This is a genomic window from Caulobacter sp. S45 (genome assembly GCF_903642205.1).
GTDB lineage: Bacteria > Pseudomonadota > Alphaproteobacteria > Caulobacterales > Caulobacteraceae > CAHJWH01.
On record NZ_CAHJWH010000038.1, the window covers coordinates 1 to 22,016 of the forward strand.

Here is a 22,016-nt window from a genome sequence, read left to right on the forward strand (position 1 = left end):
TGAGCTGACGTGCGCGGGAGGGTCCGGCGGCCGCGAGCAGGCTCCGTCTGGCGCATTGACGCTGGCGGCTGTCTTGAGTATATCCGCGCCCTTCCGATTTGGTCCGGGTCTGTCCCGGGCGGTCCCATTCCAGGTTGAAATCTCATGGCCAATACGCCGGGCGCCAAGAAGGCAGTCCGCAAGATCGAACGTCGGACCGCGGTCAACCGCAACCGGCGCTCACGGGTGCGCACCTACCTGCGCCGTTTCGATGAGGCGGTCACTGCGGGAGACGCCGCCGTGGCGGCGACGGCCTTCACCGAGGCGCAGTCGGAGCTGATGCGCGCGGTGTCCAAGGGTGTGGTGCACAAGAACACCGGCGCACGCAAGGTCTCGCGCCTGGCGGCGCAGCTGAAGAAGCTCACCCTGGCCTGACGCTTGCAAAAACCGTTGAGGATCAAGGCCGTGGAGGCATCCGCCTCCGCGGCCTTTTCTTTGTGTGCGGACGACCTCAGGCGCGACGATTCGCGCCGCCTCAGGCCGTCCGATTAAATCCCAAGGCGGTTTAGGGGCTTGACGGAGTCAACTGGGATAATGCGCCCGAACGGCTAAGATTCCGCGTTGACCGACCTCCCCGCCCGGCTACTCTGAGGTCCTCAGGTCATCTCCATACCGAGATTTCGACAGGGCGGGGGCGCTTGCGCGTCCGCTCTGGGAGGAGACCTGCGTCTGGAGGGGGACGGCTGCGGGCCGGTCTGGAGCGCGTCTCCAGGTTGAGCGCCGGCCGGAGCTCGGGGTCTGTCAGGGGCTGTGGCGGCGAACGTGATAGAGACGTCCTCAAGCGAAACCGACCTGGGCGCCGCAGTGGCGGGCGCGGCCTGGTCCAAGGCGTGCAGCACGCTGAGGGGCGAGCTGGGCGAGGACACCTTCGGCTCGTGGATCGCGCCGGCGCGGCTGCGATGCGGGCGCGGCGGCCGGCTCGTGGTGGTCACGCCCACGGGCCTGGCGCGCGACTGGATCAAACGCAACGCCTGGCGACGGCTCGGCGAACTGTGGAGCCAGAGCGATCCGGAACATCGCCGGCTCGACATCAAGTGCCGCACGGAGTTCGAGGACGAAGAGGGCGGGGCGAGGCAGGCGCCGTCCTCTCCGGAAGCGGAAAAGCCGTCCGAGCGCCTGGCCGTCCAGGCTGCGCCGTCGTCCACGCTGTCGTCCACGCCGATGACCTACCCGGCTCCAGCGGCGGCTCCGGTCGGCCGGCCGGCCGGACTGAACGACCGCTTCACCTTCGACAGCTTCGTGGCCGGGCCGTCCAACGAGTTCGCGCTCGGCGTGGCGCGCCGGATCGCCGCCTGGTCGGACGGCTGCTTCAACCCGGTCTTCTTCCACGGTCCCTACGGCTTCGGAAAGACCCACCTGCTGAACGCCATCGCCTGGGAGGCCGCGCGCGCGCGGCCCGAAGCGCGCATCGTCTATCTGACCGCGGAGCGGTTCACCTCCTCCTTCGTGAAGGCGCTGATGGACAGGTCGGCGCCGGGCTTCAAGTCGGAGCTGCGCTCGGCCGACCTGCTGCTGGTCGACGACGTGCACTTCATCGGCGGCAAGAAGTCCTCGGAGGAGGAGCTGTTCCACACCCTGGCCGCCCTGATGGGGGAGGGCCGGCGGGTGGTGTTCGCCTCCGACCGCGCCGCCAGCGCGCTCGCGGACGTGGATGCGCGGCTGCGATCGCACATGGGCCAGGGGCTGGTCTGCGGTATCGAGGCGGCGGACCGGGCGCTGCGCCTGGGCATCCTGGAGTGCAAGCTCTCCATCCTGTCCAGGACGCTCGAGCTGGATGGGCGGGCGCGGCCGGAGGTGCTGCAGTTCCTGGCCGACCGCTTCACCGACAGCGTGCGCGAGCTGGAGGGGGGTCTGAACACCCTGGTGGCGCGCGCCGGCGAGCGGCTGTCGAAGCTGTCGCTGGACGAGGTGCAGGCGATCGTCCGCCCGCACCTGCGCGAGACCGAGCGGCGCATCACCGTGGACGACATCCAGAAGACCGTCGCCGATCATTACGGGCTCAAGCAGTCCGACCTGCTGTGCGAGCGGCGCACCCGGGCGGTGGCGCGCCCACGGCACGTGGCCATGTATCTGGCCAAGCAGCTGACGACGCGGTCCTATCCCGACATCGGCCGTCGCTTCGGGGGACGCGACCACACCACCGTGCTGCACGCGGTCAAGCGGATCGAGGCGCTGAAGGCCGAGGACCCGATGCTGGCGGGCGACCTGGACCTGCTGGCCCGCAAGCTGAAGGGCTAGGCGCCGCGCCCTGGCTGCGGCGACTGGCCAGAGTCCGCGCTCCCGCCGTAGCGGTTAGACGTGGCCATGGCCGGCCGCGTCGCCTCCCTGCACCGCCACCCCATCAAGGGCTTCACGCCTGAGCGGCTTTCCCAGGTGCGCCTGGAGGCGGGCGCCTGTTTCCCCGTCGATCGCATATTCGCCGTTGAACGCGGACGCTGCGGCTTCGACCCCGCCGCCCCGCAGCACCTCTCCAAGTGGCGCTTCGCCGTGCTGGCCAACCATGCCCGCCTGGCCCAGGCGGTCACCTCCTATGACGAGGACACCGGGGTGCTCACCGTGCGCCTGGATGGCGAACCGGTCTTACGGGCGGACCTCTGCGATCCGGCCGGACGGGGCGCCTTCACCACCTGGCTGACCCGGTTCCTGGGCGAGCATGAGGACGAGACCCTGGCGCTGATCGACTCGGGGCCGGCCCACCGCTTCACCGACGACAAGGAGGGCGCCATCTCCATCATCAACCTGCAGAGCGTCCGCGCGCTGGAGGCGAGCCTGGGCGGAGCGGTCGATCCCCTGCGGATGAGGGCCAACATCTATGTCGAGGGCTGGCCGGCCTGGGCGGAGCTGAACGCCCCGCCAGGTGCGGTCGTACGTCTGGGGGACGTGGCCTGCGAGGTGGTCAAGCCGATCCCCCGATGCATCGCGGTGCACGTCGATCCCGTCACAGGCGTGCGGGACCTGGATGTGCTAGGCGCCATGCGGCGGGATTTCGGGCACGTGAACTGCGGCCTATATGTGCGGGTACGGCAGGGCGGCCGCCTTGCTGAGGGCGACGCCGCCCTGTTGCCCTGAGCCCCTTGGAGCTGCGACCCAGGTGTCCACCTCGCCCACCAGCACCCTTGCGTCCATCACCCTGGTCAAGGCCTGGACCGCCGCCCGGGACCGCCTGCGGGAGGCCCAGGTCGACAGCCCGGTGATCGACGCTCGCCTGCTGGTGGAGGCCGCGGTCGGCGTCACCCGGACCGAGCTGATCACCGATCCCTACCGCCCGCTGAGCGAAGGCGAGGCGGCGACGCTCGACGCCTATGTGGAGCGCCGCAGCCGCCGGGAGCCCGTCAGCCACATCCTGGGCCGCAAGGGGTTCTGGAAGATCATGGTGCAGGTGGACGCCCGCGTGCTCACGCCGCGTCCGGAGACCGAGGTGATCGTGGACCATGCGCTCCGCGCCTTCACCGAGGGCGAGCAGTTCAGCGTGCTGGACCTCGGCGTGGGCTCCGGCGCCCTGCTCCTGGCGATCCTGGCGGAACGGCCGGCCGCACGGGGTCTGGGGGTCGATCTGTCGGAGGACGCGCTCGCGGTGGCCCGGGAGAATGCCGCCAACCTCGGCCTGGCCGGACGCATGGCGCTGCTCCGCGGCGACTGGACCGCCGGTCTGGCGGACGCCGGATTCGAGCTGGTCGTGGCCAACCCGCCCTATATCCGCACCGAGGAGCTGGCGACGCTCGATCCCGAGGTGCGCGACCACGAACCCCATCTCGCGCTGGACGGCGGCGAGGACGGACTGCGCGACTATCGCGTGCTCGCGCCGGAGATCCTGCGGGTGCTCCGGCCCGGTGGGCTGTTCCTGGTGGAGGTTGGCGCCGACCAGGCGGCCGAGGTCAGCCGCCTGTTCCATGGCGCGGGCGCCCAGGCGGTCGGCGTGCTCAAGGACCTCTGCGACAAGGAGCGCGTGGTGACCGGCCGCAAGAAAGCCCTTGGAAACCTGTAGGTGAGACGCTAAGTCTCGAATTGTTCCAGCTCAACTTGTCGGAGCGAGCGGGCGATGGGCCCGTGACCCACCGACGATGCAGCGCGGCGCCAGCCCGCAGAGGCCGCTCCATGCGGCTGAGCGGTCCGCCGGAAGCGCTCGAGAGATGGTCGGCAGCCTCTAGCCAAGCGCCCGGTCCCCGGGTCGCCCCGCACACGGTCAGCACACGATGAGAGACTTCAAGAACATGAAGCGCCAGCGCGGTCGCAACCGCAGCGGCGGCATGGGCGGCGGCAACAACGGGGGCGGCGGCGGCGGCAAACCCCAGCAGAACGCCAACCGCGCCTTCGACTCCAACGGGCCGGACAACGTCAAGATCCGCGGCCACGCCCAGCACGTGTTCGAGAAGTACCAGCAGTTGGCCCGCGACGCCTTCTCCTCCGGCGACCGGGTGGTGGCGGAGAACTACCTCCAGCACGCCGACCACTATTTCCGCGTCCTGCGAACCCTGCAGCCGAACCGGTCGCCCTCGGAGATCCTTGGCCGCGACTCCCTGACCTCGAACCTGGACATCGACTTCGAGGAGGAGTTCGACCAGGCCGAGGAGCAGGCCGAAGCCGCCGCCGACACGTCCCAGGAGCTGAACGGCGATACCGGTTCGCAGCGGCAGGACGTCCGTGACGGGCAGCGCTACGAGCGTAACGATGGCCGCCGCGACGGTTATGAGTCGCGCGATGTCCGGCAGGACCGCTTCGAGCCTCGCCGCGAGGGCGAAGGCCAGTATCGCGAGCAGGGGCAATATCGCGACCAGGGCCAGGGGCGCGACCAGGGCCAGCCCCCGTACCGCGACCGTCAGGATACCCGCGATCGGAGCGACACCCGCGAACGCCAGCAGGCTCCGCGCGACCGGGCCGTGGAGGGCCGGGATCGGGCGCCGGACGTTCGCGAAGGTCAGGACCGTGACCGCGGCGACCGTTTCGAGGGCCGTCGGGACAACCGGCGCTTCGAGGGCCGCCGCGAGAACCGGGAGCCCGGCCGCGAGGCGCGCCCCGATGAGCGCCGCCCGGTCGAGGCCGGCCCGGCGGCCGAACCCTTTGCCGAGCGGGCGCCCGAAGTCTCCGCCCAGCCGTTTGCTGCGGCGGCGGAACCCGAGACGTCCCCGGTGCTGCGCTCGCAGGATGGCGGGATGAGCGAAGCTCCGGCCTTCCTGCAGCCGGTCTCGGGCGAGGAGGGTGAGGCGCGCAAGCCTCGGCCCCGCCGGCGCCGGACGCCACGCAGCTTCGAGGCGCCGGGCGACGGCGAGACGCCGGCTTCGGTCAGCGAGGCGGAGGACGCCTAGCGGCACGGCCGCCGATCGTTCCTCCGAACCGGGCTGAGATGGCGAACCCCGAACGCTCCGATATGACCGCCTTGGCGGACTGGCCGATCTTCGGCTGGGCCGACGATGTGCGGCCGGCCCTGGCGGACATGGCCGCCTGCGGCGCCTCCGGCGTCCTCGCCACCCTGTACAAGGTGGTGGGCGGATCTCCGCGGCCGGCGGGGTCCCAGATGCTGATCACCGAAGGCCGCCTTCACGGCTACCTTTCGGGCGGCTGTATCGAAGGCGACATCGCCGCCCATGCCGAAGACGTGCTGGCGTCCGGCCGGCCGCAGCGATTGGCTTACGGGGAGGGCGCCGCCTTCGCCGACATCCGCCTGGTCTGCGGGGGACGGGTGGATATCCTGCTCGAGCCCCTGCTCGTCGGCGATGCGGCGGTCGCGGCCCTGCTCAAGGCCTATGCCGCCCGCACGCCATGTCTCTGGGCCAGCGACGGCCTTGACCGCATCTGCGTGCCTCCTGACGCGGTCCGGGGCCTGACGGGCTGGGGTCCCGCGGCATCGGCCTTCGCGGGTCTCGCCGCCCATCCGGACGTGCTCTGCGTGAATGTCTCGGAAGGGGCGGCGGTGGGGCGGCGATATGAGCCCGCCGGCCGGCTGATCGTCGTCGGCCAGGACCCGACCGCCCTCGCCATAGCCAGCCTGGCCAGCCAGAGCGGCTTCGACACCCATCTCCTGCGTCCGAAGGGGCCGACGACGCCGCCGCCGCTCCCAGGCGTCGTCTATCATCGGGGCGCGGTGGTGGAGGCGCTTGAAGCCATCGGCCTGGACCCCTGGACCTACGTAGCCGTCGCCACCCACGCCCTTGAAGAGGACGAGGCGGCCCTGCTGACTGCGCTTCCCTCCCCCGCCGCCTATGTGGGCGTGCTTGGCGCGCAGCGCCGCCTGCCCGAGCGGCTCGCCCGGCTGCGCGGCCACGGGGTCACCCCCGATGTGCTGGAGCGGCTGCATGCGCCCATCGGCCTGGACCTCGGCGGCAAGGCGCCTTTCGAGATCGCCATCGCCGTCCTCGCCGAGATCATGGCGGAGGCGAACCTTCGTCGCCCCAAGGCCGCCATCGACTGCGCGCGATCCGGAACCAGGGCGGCATGAGCCCCCTGCAGCCTGACTCCTGCGGCTGGGCGCGGGGTGCAGAGGGCTTGCAGGGCGGCCGCGTCTCCACAGCGAGTCTCCACAGCCAGCTTCTCAGCGGAGACAACATCCCGCCGCCGTACACCATCCACCCCCCTCCAGGGTAGAAGCAGCGGCTATCCCCTGAACCGCGCAATCAGCGCTGCGGTGGAGGGGTCGTGCATCCCCGTCTCGCCGCCCTCCAGCTCGCCCAGCACGCGGGTCGCCAGGGTCTTGCCGAGCTCCACGCCCCACTGGTCGAAGCTGTTGATCCCCCACAGGACACCCTCCACGAACACCTTGTGCTCGTAGAGGGCCAGCAGGGCGCCCAGGCTCGCCGCGTCCACCCGTGGAAGGACGATCGTGGTGGTGGGCCGGTCGCCCGGGAAGGTGCGCTGGGGGGCCAGGGCGTCGATCTCGGCCGGGTCCATGCCCCCGGCCTCCAGCTCCTCGCGCACCTCGGCCTCCGGGCGGCCGATCATCAGGGCCTCGCTCTGCGCTATGCCGTTGGCCAGCAGCTTGGCGTGCATGTCGGGCGGCCCGTCGCCTTCGGCCACAAGGACGAGGTCGACGGGAATCACGTCGGTCCCCTGGTGCAGCAGCTGGAAGAAGGCGTGCTGGCCGTTGGTGCCGGCGTCGCCGAACACTGTGGCGGCGGTGGCGCGCGGCACGCCTCCGCCCTCCCGCGTCACCCGCTTGCCGTTGGACTCCATCTCCAGCTGCTGCAGGAAGGCGGGGAGCAAGGCCAGGCGGCGGGCGTAGGGGACCACGGCGCGCACAGGACGCGCCAGGCCGTTGCGGTTCCACACCTCCGCCAGGGCCATCAGCACGGGGGCGTTCCGCTCCAGCGGCACGGTGGTGAAGTGGTCGTCCATGGCCGCCGCGCCGTCGAGGAAGGCTTGGAAGGTCTCGAAGCCCAGCGCGATGGCGCAGGACAGCCCCACCGCCGACCAGATGGAAAACCGCCCGCCCACCCAGTCGGCGAAGGCGAACACCCGGTCCGGCGCGATCCCGAACAGCCCCGTCTTCCCCGGCGCCGCCGAGACGGCGGCCAGGTGGGCGCGGGCGCCCGCCTCGCCCAGAGACTGCACGAGCCAGGCCCGGGCGAGCTGGGCGTTGGCCAGGGTCTCGAGCGTGGTGAAGGTCTTGGAGACGATCACGACCAGGGTGGTGTCGGGCTCCAGCCCGTGCAGGGCGCCCAGCATCTCGGCGCCGTCCACATTAGCGGCGAAACGCAGCTCGATCGGGCCGTCGAGCGGGCGGAGCGCATCCCAGACCAGGCGCGGGCCAAGATCGGAGCCGCCGATGCCGATGTGGACGATGGCGCGGAAGCGCTGGCCCGTGGCCCCGCGCACCTCGCCCGAGCGGATGGCGCCGGCCAGCACCTTCATCCGAGCGCGCGTCACCTCCACCTCGGTGGAGACCGGTTCGCCCTTGGCCGCGTAGCCCGCACCGTTTGGCGCACGAAGCGCCGGGTGCAGCACGGCGCGGTCTTCGGAGCTGTTCACCGCGAAACCCTCGAACAGCCGGCCGCGCGCGGCCTCCATGCCGGCTGCGCGGGCCAGGGCCAGGGCGGCGCCCAGACCCTCGGCGGTGAGCGACTGCTTGGAAAGATCGAGGTGCAGGCCCGCGGCGTCCACCCGCAGCCGCTCCAGCCTGTCCGGCTCCGCGGCGAACAGGCCGCCGATGGAGGCGCTGGACGCCTGTTCGGCGATACGGTCGAAGCGCGCCCAGGCCGCGGCCAGGGCTGCGAGGGCAGGCGTCTCGGTCTCGGTCACGGGCGCTCCGGCGAAAGGTAGGTCATCTTCTGTTTACCATGTTGGGGCGAAGTGGCCGGGCGGCCCACGCTGCAGCCGGGAGACCCTTCGCCATGTCCTGCGACATCGCCATGTCCGCCGCCATCCTGCTGGCCTCCTTCCATCCAGGCCCGCACGCCACGCCGCAGCTCATGCTGGCCGCCCTGGCGGATGCGCCGGCGCCGGCGGCCGGCGCGATCAACCCGTTGGCGCGCGAGCCGCTCTACGCTGACATCGTCAGGCGCGCGGGGCTGCTGAAGGCGGAGGTCTCCACCTACCGCGCCGCGCCCGCCGGGACCACGCCCCTGCCCGGCTTCGCCGCCTTTAAGACCGACGTCGCCGCCTTGTCCGACCTCGACATGCAAGGGCACCTGGACCTCGCCAAACGAGGCACGGACGGGGACTTGAAGTGCATCCTGAGGGGCATCTCCCAGGACCTGCCGCGCAAGCTCACCGAGGTGGAGCAGGCTTCCACCGCCGACGCCCGCAGCGCGGCCCTGCAGGACATCTTCTACCTGCTTCGCGACAACGTTGAGGTGATCACCTCGCCAGCGGTTCCCACGGTCTGACACCTAGGGCAGGGTCTTCTTGGGGACCGCCGCCACCTCGGCCGGGGTCATCTTGTGGAAGGCCGACGGGATGCAGGGCTCGGCGATCGCGCCCGGCCCCTGCTCGCTCACCTTCACGTTCAGGTCGATGGCGTGGCAGACCAGGCCTTCGCCGCCGAAGGGCACGATGATCAGCTTGGGATCGGGAAAGGTCAGGGCGTAGCACTTGTCGGCGAAGTCGAGCTCGTAGAAGTCGCTCACATTGGCGCGGAAGATCACCGTGCGGTCGTTCAGGGGATGGCTTCCCTGTAACTGGTTGATGTAGATGCAGCCGCCCTGACCATCCAGCCGGGCCGCCCGCGCATCGTCCGCCCTGGCTTCCGCCTTGGTCCGGTTCGGCGTCTCCGGGACGGGCTGGGCGCCCGCGGCGACGGGGCCGCAAAGGGCCGCCAGCACGGCGGCCACCGCCATGGCTCTCCTGTTCATCGCTGTCCTGCTCCTGAGCCCGCCTGTCGCCTCAGCCTAACGGCTGAGCGACAGCAGGGTTCGCCAGGAAGCGGTCTGGGCGCAGGCGCCGGGCGAGATCGACCGAGAGGGGCGAGGGCGCGACGACCGCGAGGGCCGCAAGATGCTCCGCCAGAAGGGGGGCGAGCGTGAAGCCCCGGCCGCCCAGGCCGCTCAGCATGTAGAGGCCCGGCCGGCCCGTCTCGCCGGCCAGGGGCAGGTGGTCGGAGGTGGCCGCGCGTATGGCGGCCCGAGCCTCCAGGGCGCCCGGCTGCAGGCTGCGGATGCGCTCCGCCAGTGCGGGCCGCCGCGCCGCCAAGGTCCGCAAGTTGGCGGCGGTGTCCGCCTCGCGAACATCGTCGGCCGCGTCGCCTCGCAGATGGCTGGCCCCAAACAGGACGCCGCCTTTCCGCATCGGGATGGCGTAGGCGCCCCAGGCCGCGGCCGACCCGGTGAACACGTCGGCCTGGACGAACTCGGCCTGTCCACGGACCGGGTGCAGGCCGCTCCCGGGCAGAAGCCGTGCGGTGTCGAAGCCGGCGGCGAAGCAGACCGCGTCCGCCTTCGCCAGCACGGCGCCGGAGGCGTCCCGGCAGAGCCATCCCCCTCCGCCACACTCGACGGCGGCGACGCAGCCGTGCACGCGCCGGGCCGGCGCCACCCAGGCCTCAAGAATGACCGCGGGTTCAACCACCAGAGCCTCGGCGAGCGAAAGGGCCGTCAGCCCGACCGGGGCCTCGTCCAGGCGCGCGGCAGACTCATCTTCCGCGAGCGGCTCGAGGCCGCCGGGCGGGAAGCCGGCCCAGGCGGCGAGCCTGGCGAACCGCGCCGCCTCGCGTTCCGAACCGCCGAGCTGCAGGGCGCCCCGGGCGACGAGGCCGCCCGGCGCCTCGCGCCGGTAGAGCTCGACGGCGCGGGCGAAGGCCTGGGCGTGCAGCTCCGCAGCGGGTCCGAAGCCGGCGTCGAGGCGCGGCGTGACCAGGGCGGCGGGGTTGCCGGAGGCGCCCGCGCCGGCCTGAGCCATGTCCACCAGGGTGCAGGCGACCCCCTGGCGGCTGAAGGCGCGCACCAGGGAGGCCCCGGCGATCCCGCCGCCGACGATTGTCACGGACCGGACGGGCCGGCTCGCAGCATGGGGCGCTGGCTGCGCCGCGTGCAGGCGGCCCTCGAGCCGCTGGCGCTTGGAGCCGAAGCCGGGCTTCCGCTCGACCTCCAAGCCGCTGGCGCTTAGGGCCCGGCGGACGTGACCTGCGACGGTGAAGGTGGCGACGCGCGCGCCGGGGGCGCTGAGGCGGCCCACCTCCGACAGGACCTCCCCGGTCCACATCTGCGGATTGCGGGCGGGCGAGAAGCCGTCGAGGAACCAGGCGTCCGCCGCTCCACCCCAGCGGGCCAGGGCGTCGCCCACCTCTCCCACATAGAGGTCGAGCGTCGCGGCGTGGCTTTCCAGGTCGATCCGATGAAAGCCGATGCGTGGGTCGGGCCAGGCGGCCAGGAGCAGGTCGGCGACGTCTCCCAGCTCGTTGCGCCAGACGCTGAGCGCGCGCGCCGCCTCCTCGCGCGAGAGCAGGTGGGCCTCCACCGAGAAGATGGACAACCGGCCGCCGGGGGGCCTCGTCCTTCGCCACAGCTCCAGCAGGGCGGCGACGTTCAGCCCGGTCCCGAAGCCCAGCTCGGCGACGGTGAAGCGATCCCTCCCGGCCCAGGCGTCCGGGAGGCCGCATCCCTGCAGGAAGACGGTGCGGCTCTCCGCCAGGCCGTCGGTGCGGGAGAAGTAGACATCGTCGTAGCGGAGCGACCGCGGGCCGTCCTCGCTCCACTCCAGTTCAGCAGTCATGGGCTGGTGTGGCTGGAGCGTGCAACGAAAAAGGGCCGCCCCGGAGGGCGGCCCTTCGTACGACTGAGATCGAACCGCTTACTGCGAGTTCGTGGTCGTGTTGGTGGTGGTCATGTTGCCACCGCCCATGTCGTTGGTCGTCGTGGTCGTCGTGTTGGACGACATGCCGCCGGTCGAGTTGTCCGGGGTCGTGGTGGTGGTCGTGTCGGTGGTGGCGGTGTTGGAGGTCTCGTTGGTGTCCTTGTGGCCACAGGCCGCGACACCGAGCGAGGCGACGGCGACGCCGGCCAGCAGAAGCTTACGGATGGAGGTCATTGTTTCTGGTCCCCTGAAAGGAGGTTGAGAGCGCCTGGTCGCAGAACCGTTCCCCAGCCCGCCGGGGACCCCGTCGGGAAAAGGCGCGAGACCTGCAGCGCTACGCCCATTATGCACGCCTGTTCGAACACGCAAGCGTGATCTGCGGTTCCGCGGCCGATTTACGCGGCTTCGGCGGGCATGTTGGTGAGGGACTCTTCGAGCGCGGCGAAGCTGGGCTGGGAGGAGCTTGGCACCACGCCGCGGCCGATCTCCACAGATATCTGGGCGGCGTTGCCGTGGAGGTGGGCGACGAGCACCGATCGAATGATGTGGTAGAAGGCGGCCTCCTCGTCCACCACGGCCTTCAGCCGCGCGGCCATGGGGCCGACCAGGCCGTAGGCCAGGAAGACGCCGAGGAAGGTGCCGACCAGCGCGCTGCCGATCATCTGGCCGAGGATCTCCGGCGGCTGGGTGATGGCGCCCATGGTCTTGATGATGCCCAGCACCGCGGCGACGATGCCCAGCGCCGGCAGCGCGTCGGCCAGGCTCTGCAGGGCGCCTGCGGGGCCCAGGCCCTCGTGGTGGTGCTTCTCCAGCTGGCGCTCCATGCAGTCCTCGACCTGGTGGGGGTTCTCCAGGTTCATGGTCATCATGCGCAGCGTGTCGCAGATGAAGTCGGTGGCGAAGTGGTCCTTCATGATCTTGGGATATTTGGAGAAGATCGTGCTCTCGGCCGGCTTCTCGATGTGGCTCTCCACCGCGATGACGCCCTTGGTCTTCATCATCTTGGTGAGCACGAAGAGCAGGGAGAGCAGGTCGGTGTAGTCCGACGCCTTCCACTTGGGCCCCTTGAAGATCTTGCCGAAGCCGCCGCCGGTCGCCTTGATCACCCCCATGGAGTTGGAGATCAGGTAGGAGGCGACGCCGGCGCCCAGGATCGCCATCAGCTCGTGCGGCGCGGCCTCGATGATCACGCCGAGATTGCCGCCCGACATCAGGAAGCTGCCGAAGACGAGACCGAACAGCAGCACCACGCCGATGATCTGGAACATGTGGGGAGGGGTCCGGCCGCGGAGGATGGGGCGGGCGGAAGCTTGCGGGTTAATGCTTAACTTGGCGTGTCTCCCACCCCTCCGGCGGAGGATGTCAGCCCAGGTTCAGCGGCTGGCGGGCGGCTGGCTTGGGCGTGATCAGCCGGTCCCTGTCGCCTTCGGTGCGCAGGGCGTGCAGGTCCTCGGCGATGCTGAACACCGCCAGGAAGAACTCGCAACCCGCTCGCCAGAGCAGCGCCAGAACAGCCATGGTCAGGAAGGCCGCCACCACGGCCGGTGCGGCCAGCAGCAGCCCCTCCAGGCTCATGTTGCGGAGCGCCAGGCCCACCGCCGCGCCGATCGCGCCGAAGCCGAACAGCAGCACCAGCGCCAGGCCGCCCCAGTAGATCAGGTGGATCAGCGGACCGGTCAGCAGGCGGTCGAAGGACAGCAGGTCGAACACCGCGCCGCGCCGCTTGCGCCCTGATGTCGCGTTGAAGCTCATGGCGTGCGTCGGTTTCCCCGGCCGGCCCACCGCGACCTGGCCCCCGGCCGGAACGGCTAGCAGCGCGGGCCGCCCTGTGCAATGCCGCAGGCCTCGCGGTGGAATCGTTCCTACATACGCCGTCGCCGCCACATCCACCCGCGTCGAGAGCCGCCATGACGTCCCACCCCCGCCACGTCCGCGTCGCCATCCTGGGCTCCGGCCCCGCCGGCCTCACCGCCGCCATCTACGCCGCACGCGCCATGCTGGAGCCGGTGGTGATCTCGGGGCTGGAGCCCGGCGGGCAGCTGACCATCACCACCGACGTGGAAAACTATCCGGGCTTCGCCGAGGTCATCCAGGGTCCCTGGCTGATGGAGCAGATGCGCAGCCAGGCCGAGCACGTGGGAACCGAGTTCCTGGACGACATGGTGGCGAACGTCGACCTCTCCACCCGCCCCTTCCGGCTGAACCTGGACAGCGGGTCCGACATCCTGGCCGAGACCCTGATCATCACCACCGGCGCCAAGGCCAAGTGGCTGAACACGCCCAGCGAGCAGCGTTACCGCGGCTTCGGCGTCTCGGCCTGCGCCACCTGCGACGGCTTCTTCTATCGCGGAAAGGCGGTCGCTGTGGTGGGCGGCGGCAACACGGCGGTGGAGGAGGCGCTGTTCCTCTCCAGCTTCGCCAGCCGTGTGACCCTGGTCCACCGCAAGGGCGAACTCAGGGCCGAACGCATCCTGCAGGATCGCCTGTTCGCCAGCCCCAGGATAGAGGTGGTCTGGGACAGCGAGGTGGACGAGGTGCTGGGCTCCGGCGAGCCCGCCACCGTCAGCGGCGTGCGGCTGAAGAACGTTAAGACGGGCGCAACCCGCGAGGTCGCGGTGGACGGCGTGTTCATCGCCATCGGCCACGCCCCGGCCTCCGAGCTGTTCACCGGCCAACTGCCCATCGACCCCAACGGCTACCTGCTGGTGAAGCCCGGAAGCACGGCCACGACGGTGAAGGGCGTCTACGCCGCCGGCGACGTCACCGACCACGTCTACCGCCAGGCCGTCACCGCCGCCGGCCAGGGCTGCATGGCCGCGCTCGAGGTCGCCCGCCTGCTGGCCGAGGAGGACCACGCCCGCGCCCACCATCCGCTGCCCCACCAGGAGGCGGAGAAGATCGGGGTTTGGTGAGGGGTTTCAGTCCTGGATCATGGTTACGTGGGCGCCCATGGCGGCGGCGAGTTCATCGACATCGCTTCGTCTTTCCAGGACTGCGGCGAGAAGATCTGCGAACGCTTCCGTGTCGGCGGTCAGAAGGAACCCGTTGATATCCAGGAATGCGACAGCGGCGGCGAACGCCGTCCGCTTGTTCCCTTGCTGGAAAGGGTGATTGCGAGCGATGGCGGCGATGAGCACGGCGGCCAAGACAACGACATCATCTTCCCCTTCGTAGAAGAAGTGGTTCGCAGGCGCTGCGACGGCGCTCCCGAGCAGCCCCTCGTCCCGCAGGCCGTACGGCTCGCCGGTGCGGCGCACCGCCTCCGCGTTGAGCTGCGCCACCACCTCCAGATCGATCCAGCGAGGCTCACTCGGCAAGACGGGCCATGACGATGGGGTGGCGGTCCATGGCGTCGCGGCCCGCCTCGAAGGCGTTGCGGTCGGGTCTTGGGCGAGCCGCCCGCTTCGGCTGTGCTTTCCGTTCAGGCTTGGGCTTGGACGCGTCGTCGGCCATGGCGCTCCTCCAGGGCTTGCATGGTCCGCCATATAGACCTGCACCACGCCCACGCACAGCCTGACCTCGCGGCGTCCGCTTGTGGAAAGCCGACGCCGACGCTACGCCTGCGGGCTTAGGACATCGCCGCAGGACTCCCGTTTGCGCACCGGCCTCTATCCCGGCACCTTCGACCCGCTGACCAACGGCCACCTGGACATCATCGGGCGGGCGGTGAAGCTGGTGGACCGGCTGGTCATCGGGGTCGCCATCAACCGCGACAAGGGCCCCATGTTCAGCCTGGAGGAGCGGGTGGAGATGGTTGAGCGCGAGTGCGCACCGCTCAGGAACGGCTGCGAGATCGTGGTCACGCCCTTCGAGAGCCTGCTTATGCACTTCGCCGAGCAGGTGGGGGCGTCGATGATCATTCGGGGCCTGCGCGCAGTGGCCGACTTCGAGTACGAGTTCCAGATGACGGCCATGAACCAGCAGCTGAACCGAGAGATCGAGACCGTCTTCCTGATGGCCGACCCGCATCACCAAGCCGTGGCGTCCCGCCTGGTCAAGGAGATCGCCAAGCTGGGCGGCGACGTCACGTGCTTCATACCGCCGGGGGTGGCGCAGAGCCTGAGGGCCAAGATCAGCCGATGACCGCCAACATCTTCAAGATCCCCACTCCGCAGCTCTCCCTCGCGGTCGCGGCGATCGCCCTGACCCTGGCTCCCGGCGTCCATGCCCAGACCAAGAAGAGCAGGCACGCCCACCCCGCGCCGGCCCAGCGGGTGATCCTCGACCCTCTCACGCCCACTCCGCCGCCGCCCCCCCTGCCGATCACCGAGGCCGACTGGCGCACCCCGGATCCTGACAACCTGCTGGTCGTCGACACCAACAAGGGCCGCATCATCGCGGAGCTGACGCCGGAGGCGGCGCCGGACACGGTCGCGCGGATCAAGACCTTGGCCAAGCAGCACTTCTACGACGGCCTGACCTTCTTCCGGGTCATCGACGGGTTCATGGACCAGACCGGCGATCCCAAGAACAAGGGCGATGGCGGTTCCAGCCTGCCCAACGTGAAGGGCGAGTTCACCTTCCGACGGAGCCGCGAGACGCCCTTCGTCCAGGTGGCCAACCCCGCCGGCGAGGTGACCGGGCTGATGGGCGCGCTTCCGGTGGTGAGCCAGCCCGAGGTGATCATGGCCATGACCGCCGACGGCAAGGCCACCGCCTGGCCGCTCTTCTGCCCCGGCGTGCTCGGCATGGCGCGCGAGACCACGCCGGACTCCGGCAACAGCCAGTTCTTCTTCATGCGGGCGGCATATCCTGCGCTGGAGAAGCGCTACACCGGCTTCGGACGGGTGATCGCCGGCCAGGAGGTGGTGAACGCCATCAAGACCGGCGAGCCCGTGCCCGACCCGCAGGACAGCATGGTCCGGGTGCGCCTGGCCGACGACCTGCCCGCCGGCGAAGCCCTGCACGTGCGCGTGCTCGACCCCACCAAGGCGGCGTTCAAGGTGCTCGTGGAGAGGGCTCGCGACGAGAAGGGCGCGGACTTCTCGGTATGTGACCTCGCACTGCCCTCGCAGGTAAAGTGAAGCCCGGGTGAGCAACGCGGTCGCGGAGCTGCTGGCCCGGCACGACCGCCCGGACCTCAACTTCCGCCGGCTGCTGGTGGGCGCGGTGGCCTTGGCGATCCTGGTGCTGCTCAGCGCCTCGGTCGCCACCATGATCCTGCTGTCCCAGAGCCAGGACATCACCCGCTGGGTCAACCACACCTATCAGGCGGAGCACGTCGTCGCCGACATGCGCGTCCTGATCGCACGGGACGAGTCCGCCAGGCGCGGATACCTGATCACCCACGACGGTGTCTATATGAACGCCTACCGGGAGTCGGCCACTGCGCTCCCGCGCGAGCTGGAGCGGTTCGGAGCGCTCACCGCCGACAATCCGCGCCAGCAGGACGCCGAGGCGCGGCTCCAGCCCCTCATCACAGCCAAGCTGAACGAGCAGGCGAACTCGCTCCAGGCCGCCGCCAACGATGCGCGGGGGCAGATCGACCCCGCCACCTTGATCCGGGAGAACCGGGCTTCGGCCCTCCAGATCCGCGACGCCCTGAACGCCATGATGGCCGAGGAGGGTCGCCTGCTTTCGGAGCGCACCGAGGCGCAGGCGGTCAACGCCACGATGCTGCTGGCGGTGGTGCTGTCCTCCTCGGTGCTGGTGGCGCTGCTGGCCATCGGCGCCTTCCTCCTCGTGCGGCGCTACGCGGCGGACCTGGACCAATCCCAGACGGCCTTGAAGGTGCTGAACGCCGGGCTGGAGGACGAGGTGGGCCGCCGCACCGCCGACCTGACCCGGGCCAACGAGGAGATCCAGCGCTTCGCCTACATCGTCAGCCACGACCTGCGCTCGCCGCTGGTCAACGTCATGGGCTTCACCGCCGAGCTGGAGACCGCCGCCAAGCCGCTGCGCGAGCTGGTGGCGCGGGTGAAGGCCGAGGCGCCCGCCCTGCTCACCCGCCAGGCGACCGAGGCGGTGGAGCTGGACTTGCCGGAATCCATCACCTTCATCCGCAGCTCCACCCAGAAGATGGACCGGCTGATCAACGCCATCCTGCGCCTCTCCCGCGAAGGCCGGCGCAACCTGACGGCCGAGCCGGTGGACATGGCGGCGGTGCTCCAGGGCGTCATCGCCTCGCTGAAGCAGCAGACCGAAGCCCGGGGCGCCTCCATCGCGATCGAGGGTCCGCTGCCGGACCTCGTCAACGACCGCCTGGCCGTTGAGCAGGTGTTCAGCAATGTGGTCGAGAATGCGCTGAAGTACCTCAAGCCCGGCCGCTCCGGCCGCATCGTCATCCGCGGCCGCACCGAAGGCGCAATGCGGCTCTACGAGGTGGAGGACAACGGACGGGGCATAGACGCGAAGGACCACGAACGCGTCTTCGAACTGTTCCGCCGCGCCGGCGCCCAGGACCAGCCCGGGGAGGGGATCGGGCTGGCCCATGTCCGCGCCCTGGTCCACCGGCTGGGCGGGACCATCACCGTGGCGTCCGAGCTTGACCGGGGCGCGACATTCCGCATCTGTCTGCCCGAAGTGCTGGCCAAGGCCTGAGGAGCGTACGTGACCTCTCATTACCCTGTGACCATCGTCATGATCGAGGACGACGAGGGCCACGCCCGCCTGATCGAGCGCAATATCCGCCGGGCGGGCATCTCCAACAACGTGCGCCACTTCTCCGATGGAACGACCGCGCTGGACTACCTGTTCAATGGCTCCGACGGCCCGACGATGAACGGGCCGGCCCTGATCCTGCTCGACCTCAACCTGCCCGACATGAGCGGCACCGACATCCTGGCCAAGATCAAATCCCAGCCCAAGCTGAAGCGCACGCCCGTGGTGGTGCTGACCACCACCGACGACAAGACCGAGATCCAGCGCTGCTACGACCTGGGCGCCAACGTCTATGTCACTAAGCCGGTGGACTACGAGGCTTTCGCCGACGCCATCCGCCAGCTCGGCCTATTCATCTCGGTGATCCAGCTGCCCGAGGTGGAGGCGTGACAGCCGCCCAGGCTGCCCGTGAACGGCCGCGCCTGCTCTATGTCGACGACGACAAGGGCCTGTGCCGACTGATTGCGCGCGGGCTGGACAGGCGCGGCTTTGCGGTGACCACGGCCCACGATGGCCGGAACGGGGTCGAGGTGGCGACCGCGGGCGAGTTCGACGTGATCGCCGTGGACCACTACATGCCCGTCCAGGACGGGCTGGAGACGCTGGCGCAGCTACTGGCCCTGCCCTCCCCGGCGCCGGTGGTCTACGTCACCGGCTCGGACGAGAGCCGTCTGGCGGTGGCTGCGCTAAAGGCCGGGGCCGCCGACTACGTGGTGAAGACCACCGCCGACGACTTCCATGACCTCCTCGCCAGCGCCCTGACCCAGGCCATGAACCAGGTCCGGCTGCGGCGTGAGCGCGACGCGGCCAAGCACGCCCTGGCCGAAGCCAACGTCCGGCTGGAGACGATCGTGGCGCGCCAGGAGGCGCTGCTGCGCGAGGTGAACCACCGGGTCGCCAACTCGCTGCAGCTCATCGCCTCCCTGGTCCACCTGCAGGCCGGCGCCCTGGAGGACGCCGCCGCCCGCGCCGCGCTTCAGGACACCCAGTCCCGCATCGCCGCGGTGATGCAGGTCCATCGCCGCCTCTACACCTCCGACGACGTCGAGAACGTGGACATGGAGGAGTATCTGGGCGGCTTGGTGGCGGAGCTGCAGCAGTCGCTGGCCGCCGGCGGGGCCGGGCGCCCGATCCGGCTGGCGGCCGAGCCGATCAAGCTGAACCCCGACAAGGCGGTGTCGCTGGGCGTGGTGGTGGCGGAGCTGGTCACCAACGCCTTCAAGTACGCCTATCCGGACGGCGGCTCGGGCGAGGTCCGCGTCGCCTTCGCCGCCGCGCCCGCCGACCACCTGCGCCTGACGGTAGAGGACGACGGGCCCGGCCTCGGCGACAAGGTGGTCGCCCGCGGCACCGGCCTAGGCCAGCGTGTCATCGCCGCCATGGCGCGGAGCCTAAACTCGCGGGTGGAGTACGACCCCACCCACCGCGGCGCCCGGGCGGTGCTGGCCTTCCAGGCCTGAAACAGATGTTTCGGTAACTTAGTTTACCTCATCTCGTCCGCTACTGATCATGTCTGCGGGTATCCGGACCTGTTCGCACCTTTTCCCAGACCAATGCGTTCGCGACTCGCCGACTTACTGCAAAGCGGCGCATCAAGGAAAAGAACATGGCCATCAAGTTCGCCGCCACCACGAACGCGATCAATCGCGGCCTCGACAGCGCCAAGCCCGCCGCGGGCGCCCACCTGATCGAGGACTGGGAAACCGCCCTGTCCGACCTGGACGTCCCCGGCGCCAAGGGCGTGCTGCGCGACCTCGCTGCGCTCCGCAAGCAGGTCGAGGCCCCCCACCCCGACGCCGACCGCATCCACGCCCTCCTCCACCGCCTTGGCGAGGCCACCGTCAAGCTCGCCGCCAAGGCCGAGACCAACGGCGACAAGCTGAAGGCGCTGGGCGAGGCCCTGATCGAATCCGGCGAAGCCTCCCACGACGAGGAAGAGGACAAGGCCGCCGCCGCAGCCCCCAAGCGCGCCCGCAAGAAGAGCTGAGACCCAAGGCGGCCCGCGATGAGCGGGCCGCCGATCGGGCGGGACGGCTGGCTTGGCCCAGCGCAGCGCTGGGCCGGAGAGCGGACGTTCGCAACGGAGGAGACGGGTCGTTTTTCCGCATAAAGGTTGCTCCAACAAGCGGACGTAGGCGCCACCGTGCTCGGGCGCGTCAAGGCGACCCGCGTGCCGCGGGCGAGCCTTACAGGCTCGACCCTCGGGAAAAGCCCGAGGGCAGGCTCTTGACCCGCCCTGCGCGCGGCGGCTGACGCGTGGGCGTCGGGACGCGGGGCTTCCCTCGATAGGTTCGACTTGGCCTGCGGCTGCGTCGAACACAGGGCTGGGACTTGGAGGTAGGAACTCCAACCTTTCCGCTCATCCCGGCGAATGCCGGGACCCAGATCATAAGCCGCAGCGGACCACCAATAGCTATGCTACGGCTCGCAAATTCCCAGTCGCGGGAGCCTACAATCTGGGTCCGGCAATCGCCGGGATGAGCGGAGAAGGCAAGCGGAAGGGCTCTTGAAACGGCACCTCGTGTGCTCATCGCCTCAGCCGCAGCGCGCGCACCCCTGATCCAACCCTCCCCTTCGAGGAGGAGGGCTCAAAGCGCAGCGACCAGGACGACGTCCGAAAGCCCCTGCGCTGGCTTCCCCGTCACCTCCTCAAATCATGCGTGAGAGGAGAAAGGTCAGAAGTCCAGGTCGTGGTAATGCGCGGACGGCGGCAGGCCGGGCATGCGGTCGGCCAGCAGGGGGCGGAAGCAGGGGCGGGACTTGATCTTCATGTACCAGGTGCGGACGTGCTTGAACTGGTCCCAGGGCGCCTCGCCGATATAGTCGATCACCGACAGGTGGCCGGCGGCGGCGATGTCGCCGAGGCTCATGCGCCGGCCGGCCAGCCACTCGCGCGCGTCGAGCAGGCCGTCCAGATAGGCCAGGTGGCCGCGGAGCGCCTCGCGCCCCCGCCGGATGCCCGCGAGGTCCGGCGCGCCCAGGCCCAGCAGCCGGCGCTCCATCTTCTCGTAGAGCAGATAGGCGTTGACCTCGTTGTGGAACTTGCGGTCGAACCAGTCCTGCAGCCGCCGCGCCTCCGCCCGTTCGCCCAGGTCGCGCGACATCAGAGGGAAGCCGGTATGGGCCTCCTCCAGGTATTCCAGGATGGCGCGGGCCTCGCAGGCCATCACCCGATGCGGGCCCTGGCCCTCGATCAGCACGGGCGGCAGGCCGGACGGGTTCAGCTCGGCCAAGCCCTCCGGCCGCTCCCAGTAGCGCTCCACCTGCTCGTCGAAGCCCAGCTTCTTCTCGGTCAGCGCCAGGCGCACCTGGCGGGAGAAGGGATCGAGTGGGAAGTGGTGCAGGATGCGGTCGGCGGGCATGGCGGGGTGTAAGCGGCGCGGGGAAGTCCGGTTCCGGACCCTGCCTCCTGGCGTGTTTAAATCCCGTTTACCGATCCGTCGGCTTGGAAGGCCGGATGCGATAGTGTCTTGATTCGCGAGGGATCGCCTCGCCGCGAGTGGACGCATGGGAGCCTTCGACGCCGCCTTCGCCGCCGCCGGAGGGGCCACCAGCCTAGCCCTGGCGGCGACGCTGTGGGCGCTCGCCCAGCGCCGCCAGGCCGCGGCCCGCATCCGTGAGCTCAGCGAGGCGCTCCGCACCTTTGAACGGCGGGAGGAGACGGCGCAGGCCTCCACCGACGTGTTCGACCGGGCCGTGGTGGTGATCGAGCCGCATGGCGCGCGGCTGGCCTCCGGCCGCGACAGCCTGGCCGCCTGCGCCGCAGCGCTCGGCCTCGCGCCGAGTTCGGAGCCTGACACGGTTGTGGACGCCCTGATCCGCTCGCACCCGGAGAACGCCCGCCGGCTGCAGGCCCTGATGGAGACCGGCGAGCCCTGCGACTTCGAGGCCCGGGGCGAGGGCCATCAAAACGGGACGTGGGGCGCGGTAGTGGTGGAGGGACGCACCGCCGGCGCCTTCGCCTGGCTCGGCCTTTCGACGGTGGCGGGCGCCGGCCTGCCGTCCGCGGCGCGGTTCGCCGCCTTCCTCGACGCCCAGCCGGACCCTGCCTGGATCACCGGGCCGTCCGGTCGGCTGGTCTGGGCCAACCAGGCGTGGCTGGGCGCAGCCGAGGCGCAGTCGGTGGAGGACGCCATCGGACGCGGCGTGGTGTTCGACCG

Annotated in this window: 23 protein-coding genes and 1 pseudogene; 15 read left to right on the plus strand and 9 right to left on the minus strand. The window is 70.3% G+C overall.

The window, feature by feature from the left end; genetic code table 11:
- Positions 1-144: 144 nt before the first annotated feature.
- The 6 genes from rpsT (at position 145) to HUV06_RS06115 (ending at position 6,472) form a co-directional block, all read left to right on the plus strand.
- On the plus strand, positions 145-414 hold the full coding sequence (gene rpsT / locus HUV06_RS06090) for a 30S ribosomal protein S20 (RefSeq protein WP_174300384.1): 270 nt from the start codon (positions 145-147) through the stop codon (positions 412-414).
- A gap of 387 nt (positions 415-801) precedes the next feature.
- Positions 802-2,277 carry a chromosomal replication initiator protein DnaA gene (gene dnaA / locus HUV06_RS06095; protein ID WP_371811003.1) on the plus strand — a complete coding sequence of 492 codons (1,476 nt, stop codon included), beginning with the start codon at positions 802-804 and terminating at the stop codon, positions 2,275-2,277.
- A 66-nt stretch (positions 2,278-2,343) separates the two neighbouring features.
- Positions 2,344-3,108 carry an MOSC domain-containing protein gene (locus HUV06_RS06100; RefSeq protein WP_174300386.1) on the plus strand — a complete coding sequence of 255 codons (765 nt, stop codon included), beginning with the start codon at positions 2,344-2,346 and terminating at the stop codon, positions 3,106-3,108.
- 22 nt (positions 3,109-3,130) lie between these two features.
- The gene (prmC, locus tag HUV06_RS06105) at positions 3,131-4,024 is read left to right on the plus strand and encodes a peptide chain release factor N(5)-glutamine methyltransferase (protein WP_254600906.1); all 894 of its coding nucleotides are present in this window, start codon (positions 3,131-3,133) and stop codon (positions 4,022-4,024) included.
- Between the two features lie 208 nt (positions 4,025-4,232).
- A complete protein-coding gene (locus HUV06_RS06110; RefSeq protein WP_174300388.1) occupies positions 4,233-5,342 on the plus strand; it encodes a DUF4167 domain-containing protein in 1,110 nt (369 codons plus the stop codon).
- 62 nt (positions 5,343-5,404) lie between these two features.
- Complete coding sequence (locus HUV06_RS06115; protein ID WP_174300389.1) at positions 5,405-6,472, plus strand: XdhC family protein; 1,068 nt, start codon at positions 5,405-5,407, stop codon at positions 6,470-6,472.
- Between the two features lie 155 nt (positions 6,473-6,627).
- Here HUV06_RS06115 and pgi read toward each other — a convergent pair whose 3' ends face one another.
- Positions 6,628-8,268: a glucose-6-phosphate isomerase gene (gene pgi, locus HUV06_RS06120; RefSeq protein ID WP_174300390.1), complete on the minus strand. Its 1,641-nt coding sequence runs from the start codon at positions 8,266-8,268 to the stop codon at positions 6,628-6,630.
- Between the two features lie 92 nt (positions 8,269-8,360).
- On the opposite strand from pgi, the gene HUV06_RS06125 reads away from it, so the two are divergent.
- Positions 8,361-8,855 (plus strand): hypothetical protein, encoded by a 495-nt coding sequence (locus tag HUV06_RS06125; protein WP_174300391.1) that lies wholly within the window; start codon positions 8,361-8,363, stop codon positions 8,853-8,855.
- Between the two features lie 3 nt (positions 8,856-8,858).
- Here the strand turns inward: HUV06_RS06125 and HUV06_RS06130 are convergent, their stop codons facing one another.
- The 5 genes from HUV06_RS06130 to HUV06_RS06150 form a co-directional block, all read right to left on the minus strand.
- Entirely contained in the window at positions 8,859-9,320 is a 462-nt protein-coding gene (locus HUV06_RS06130; protein ID WP_174300392.1) for a hypothetical protein, read from the minus strand.
- A gap of 31 nt (positions 9,321-9,351) precedes the next feature.
- Positions 9,352-11,175, minus strand: coding sequence for a tRNA (5-methylaminomethyl-2-thiouridine)(34)-methyltransferase MnmD (gene mnmD, locus HUV06_RS06135; RefSeq protein ID WP_174300393.1), 1,824 nt, complete (start codon positions 11,173-11,175; stop codon positions 9,352-9,354).
- A 78-nt stretch (positions 11,176-11,253) separates the two neighbouring features.
- A complete protein-coding gene (locus tag HUV06_RS06140; protein ID WP_174300394.1) occupies positions 11,254-11,490 on the minus strand; it encodes a hypothetical protein in 237 nt (78 codons plus the stop codon).
- Between the two features lie 161 nt (positions 11,491-11,651).
- Positions 11,652-12,524, minus strand: a complete 873-nt coding sequence (motA, locus tag HUV06_RS06145; RefSeq protein WP_174300395.1) for a flagellar motor stator protein MotA — start codon at positions 12,522-12,524, stop codon at positions 11,652-11,654.
- A 94-nt stretch (positions 12,525-12,618) separates the two neighbouring features.
- Positions 12,619-13,008, minus strand: a complete 390-nt coding sequence (locus HUV06_RS06150; protein WP_174300396.1) for a DUF4282 domain-containing protein — start codon at positions 13,006-13,008, stop codon at positions 12,619-12,621.
- Between the two features lie 155 nt (positions 13,009-13,163).
- Here HUV06_RS06150 and trxB point away from each other — a divergent pair, with 155 nt between their 5' ends.
- Positions 13,164-14,168 carry a thioredoxin-disulfide reductase gene (trxB, locus tag HUV06_RS06155; RefSeq protein ID WP_174300397.1) on the plus strand — a complete coding sequence of 335 codons (1,005 nt, stop codon included), beginning with the start codon at positions 13,164-13,166 and terminating at the stop codon, positions 14,166-14,168.
- A 6-nt stretch (positions 14,169-14,174) separates the two neighbouring features.
- Here trxB and HUV06_RS06160 read toward each other — a convergent pair whose 3' ends face one another.
- On the minus strand, positions 14,175-14,573 hold the full coding sequence (locus HUV06_RS06160) for a type II toxin-antitoxin system death-on-curing family toxin (protein WP_256430024.1): 399 nt from the start codon (positions 14,571-14,573) through the stop codon (positions 14,175-14,177).
- Positions 14,563-14,709 carry a hypothetical protein gene (locus tag HUV06_RS06165; RefSeq protein WP_174300399.1) on the minus strand — a complete coding sequence of 49 codons (147 nt, stop codon included), beginning with the start codon at positions 14,707-14,709 and terminating at the stop codon, positions 14,563-14,565. Before HUV06_RS06165 ends, HUV06_RS06160 begins: the two co-directional genes overlap by 11 nt.
- A gap of 141 nt (positions 14,710-14,850) precedes the next feature.
- On the opposite strand from HUV06_RS06165, the gene coaD reads away from it, so the two are divergent.
- From coaD to HUV06_RS06195, 6 genes are all read left to right on the plus strand, one after another.
- The gene (coaD, locus tag HUV06_RS06170) at positions 14,851-15,339 is read left to right on the plus strand and encodes a pantetheine-phosphate adenylyltransferase (RefSeq protein WP_174300400.1); all 489 of its coding nucleotides are present in this window, start codon (positions 14,851-14,853) and stop codon (positions 15,337-15,339) included.
- Positions 15,336-16,280, plus strand: coding sequence for a peptidylprolyl isomerase (locus tag HUV06_RS06175; protein ID WP_174300401.1), 945 nt, complete (start codon positions 15,336-15,338; stop codon positions 16,278-16,280). Before coaD ends, HUV06_RS06175 begins: the two co-directional genes overlap by 4 nt.
- A 7-nt stretch (positions 16,281-16,287) precedes the next feature.
- Positions 16,288-17,796: an ATP-binding protein gene (locus HUV06_RS06180; protein ID WP_217433659.1), complete on the plus strand. Its 1,509-nt coding sequence runs from the start codon at positions 16,288-16,290 to the stop codon at positions 17,794-17,796.
- A 39-nt stretch (positions 17,797-17,835) separates the two neighbouring features.
- Positions 17,836-18,246 carry a response regulator gene (locus tag HUV06_RS06185; RefSeq protein WP_174300406.1) on the plus strand — a complete coding sequence of 137 codons (411 nt, stop codon included), beginning with the start codon at positions 17,836-17,838 and terminating at the stop codon, positions 18,244-18,246.
- On the plus strand, positions 18,243-19,316 hold the full coding sequence (locus HUV06_RS06190) for a sensor histidine kinase (RefSeq protein ID WP_174300402.1): 1,074 nt from the start codon (positions 18,243-18,245) through the stop codon (positions 19,314-19,316). The genes HUV06_RS06185 and HUV06_RS06190 overlap by 4 nt, the downstream gene beginning before the upstream one ends.
- A gap of 146 nt (positions 19,317-19,462) precedes the next feature.
- Positions 19,463-19,843: a hypothetical protein gene (locus HUV06_RS06195; RefSeq protein ID WP_174300403.1), complete on the plus strand. Its 381-nt coding sequence runs from the start codon at positions 19,463-19,465 to the stop codon at positions 19,841-19,843.
- Between the two features lie 688 nt (positions 19,844-20,531).
- On the opposite strand, the gene HUV06_RS06200 is transcribed toward HUV06_RS06195, so the two are convergent.
- Positions 20,532-21,218: a glutathione S-transferase family protein gene (locus tag HUV06_RS06200; RefSeq protein ID WP_174300404.1), complete on the minus strand. Its 687-nt coding sequence runs from the start codon at positions 21,216-21,218 to the stop codon at positions 20,532-20,534.
- Positions 21,219-21,363: 145 nt separating this feature from the next.
- Here HUV06_RS06200 and HUV06_RS06205 point away from each other — a divergent pair.
- Positions 21,364-22,016: pseudogene (locus tag HUV06_RS06205) on the plus strand (two-component sensor histidine kinase); the annotation flags it as partial.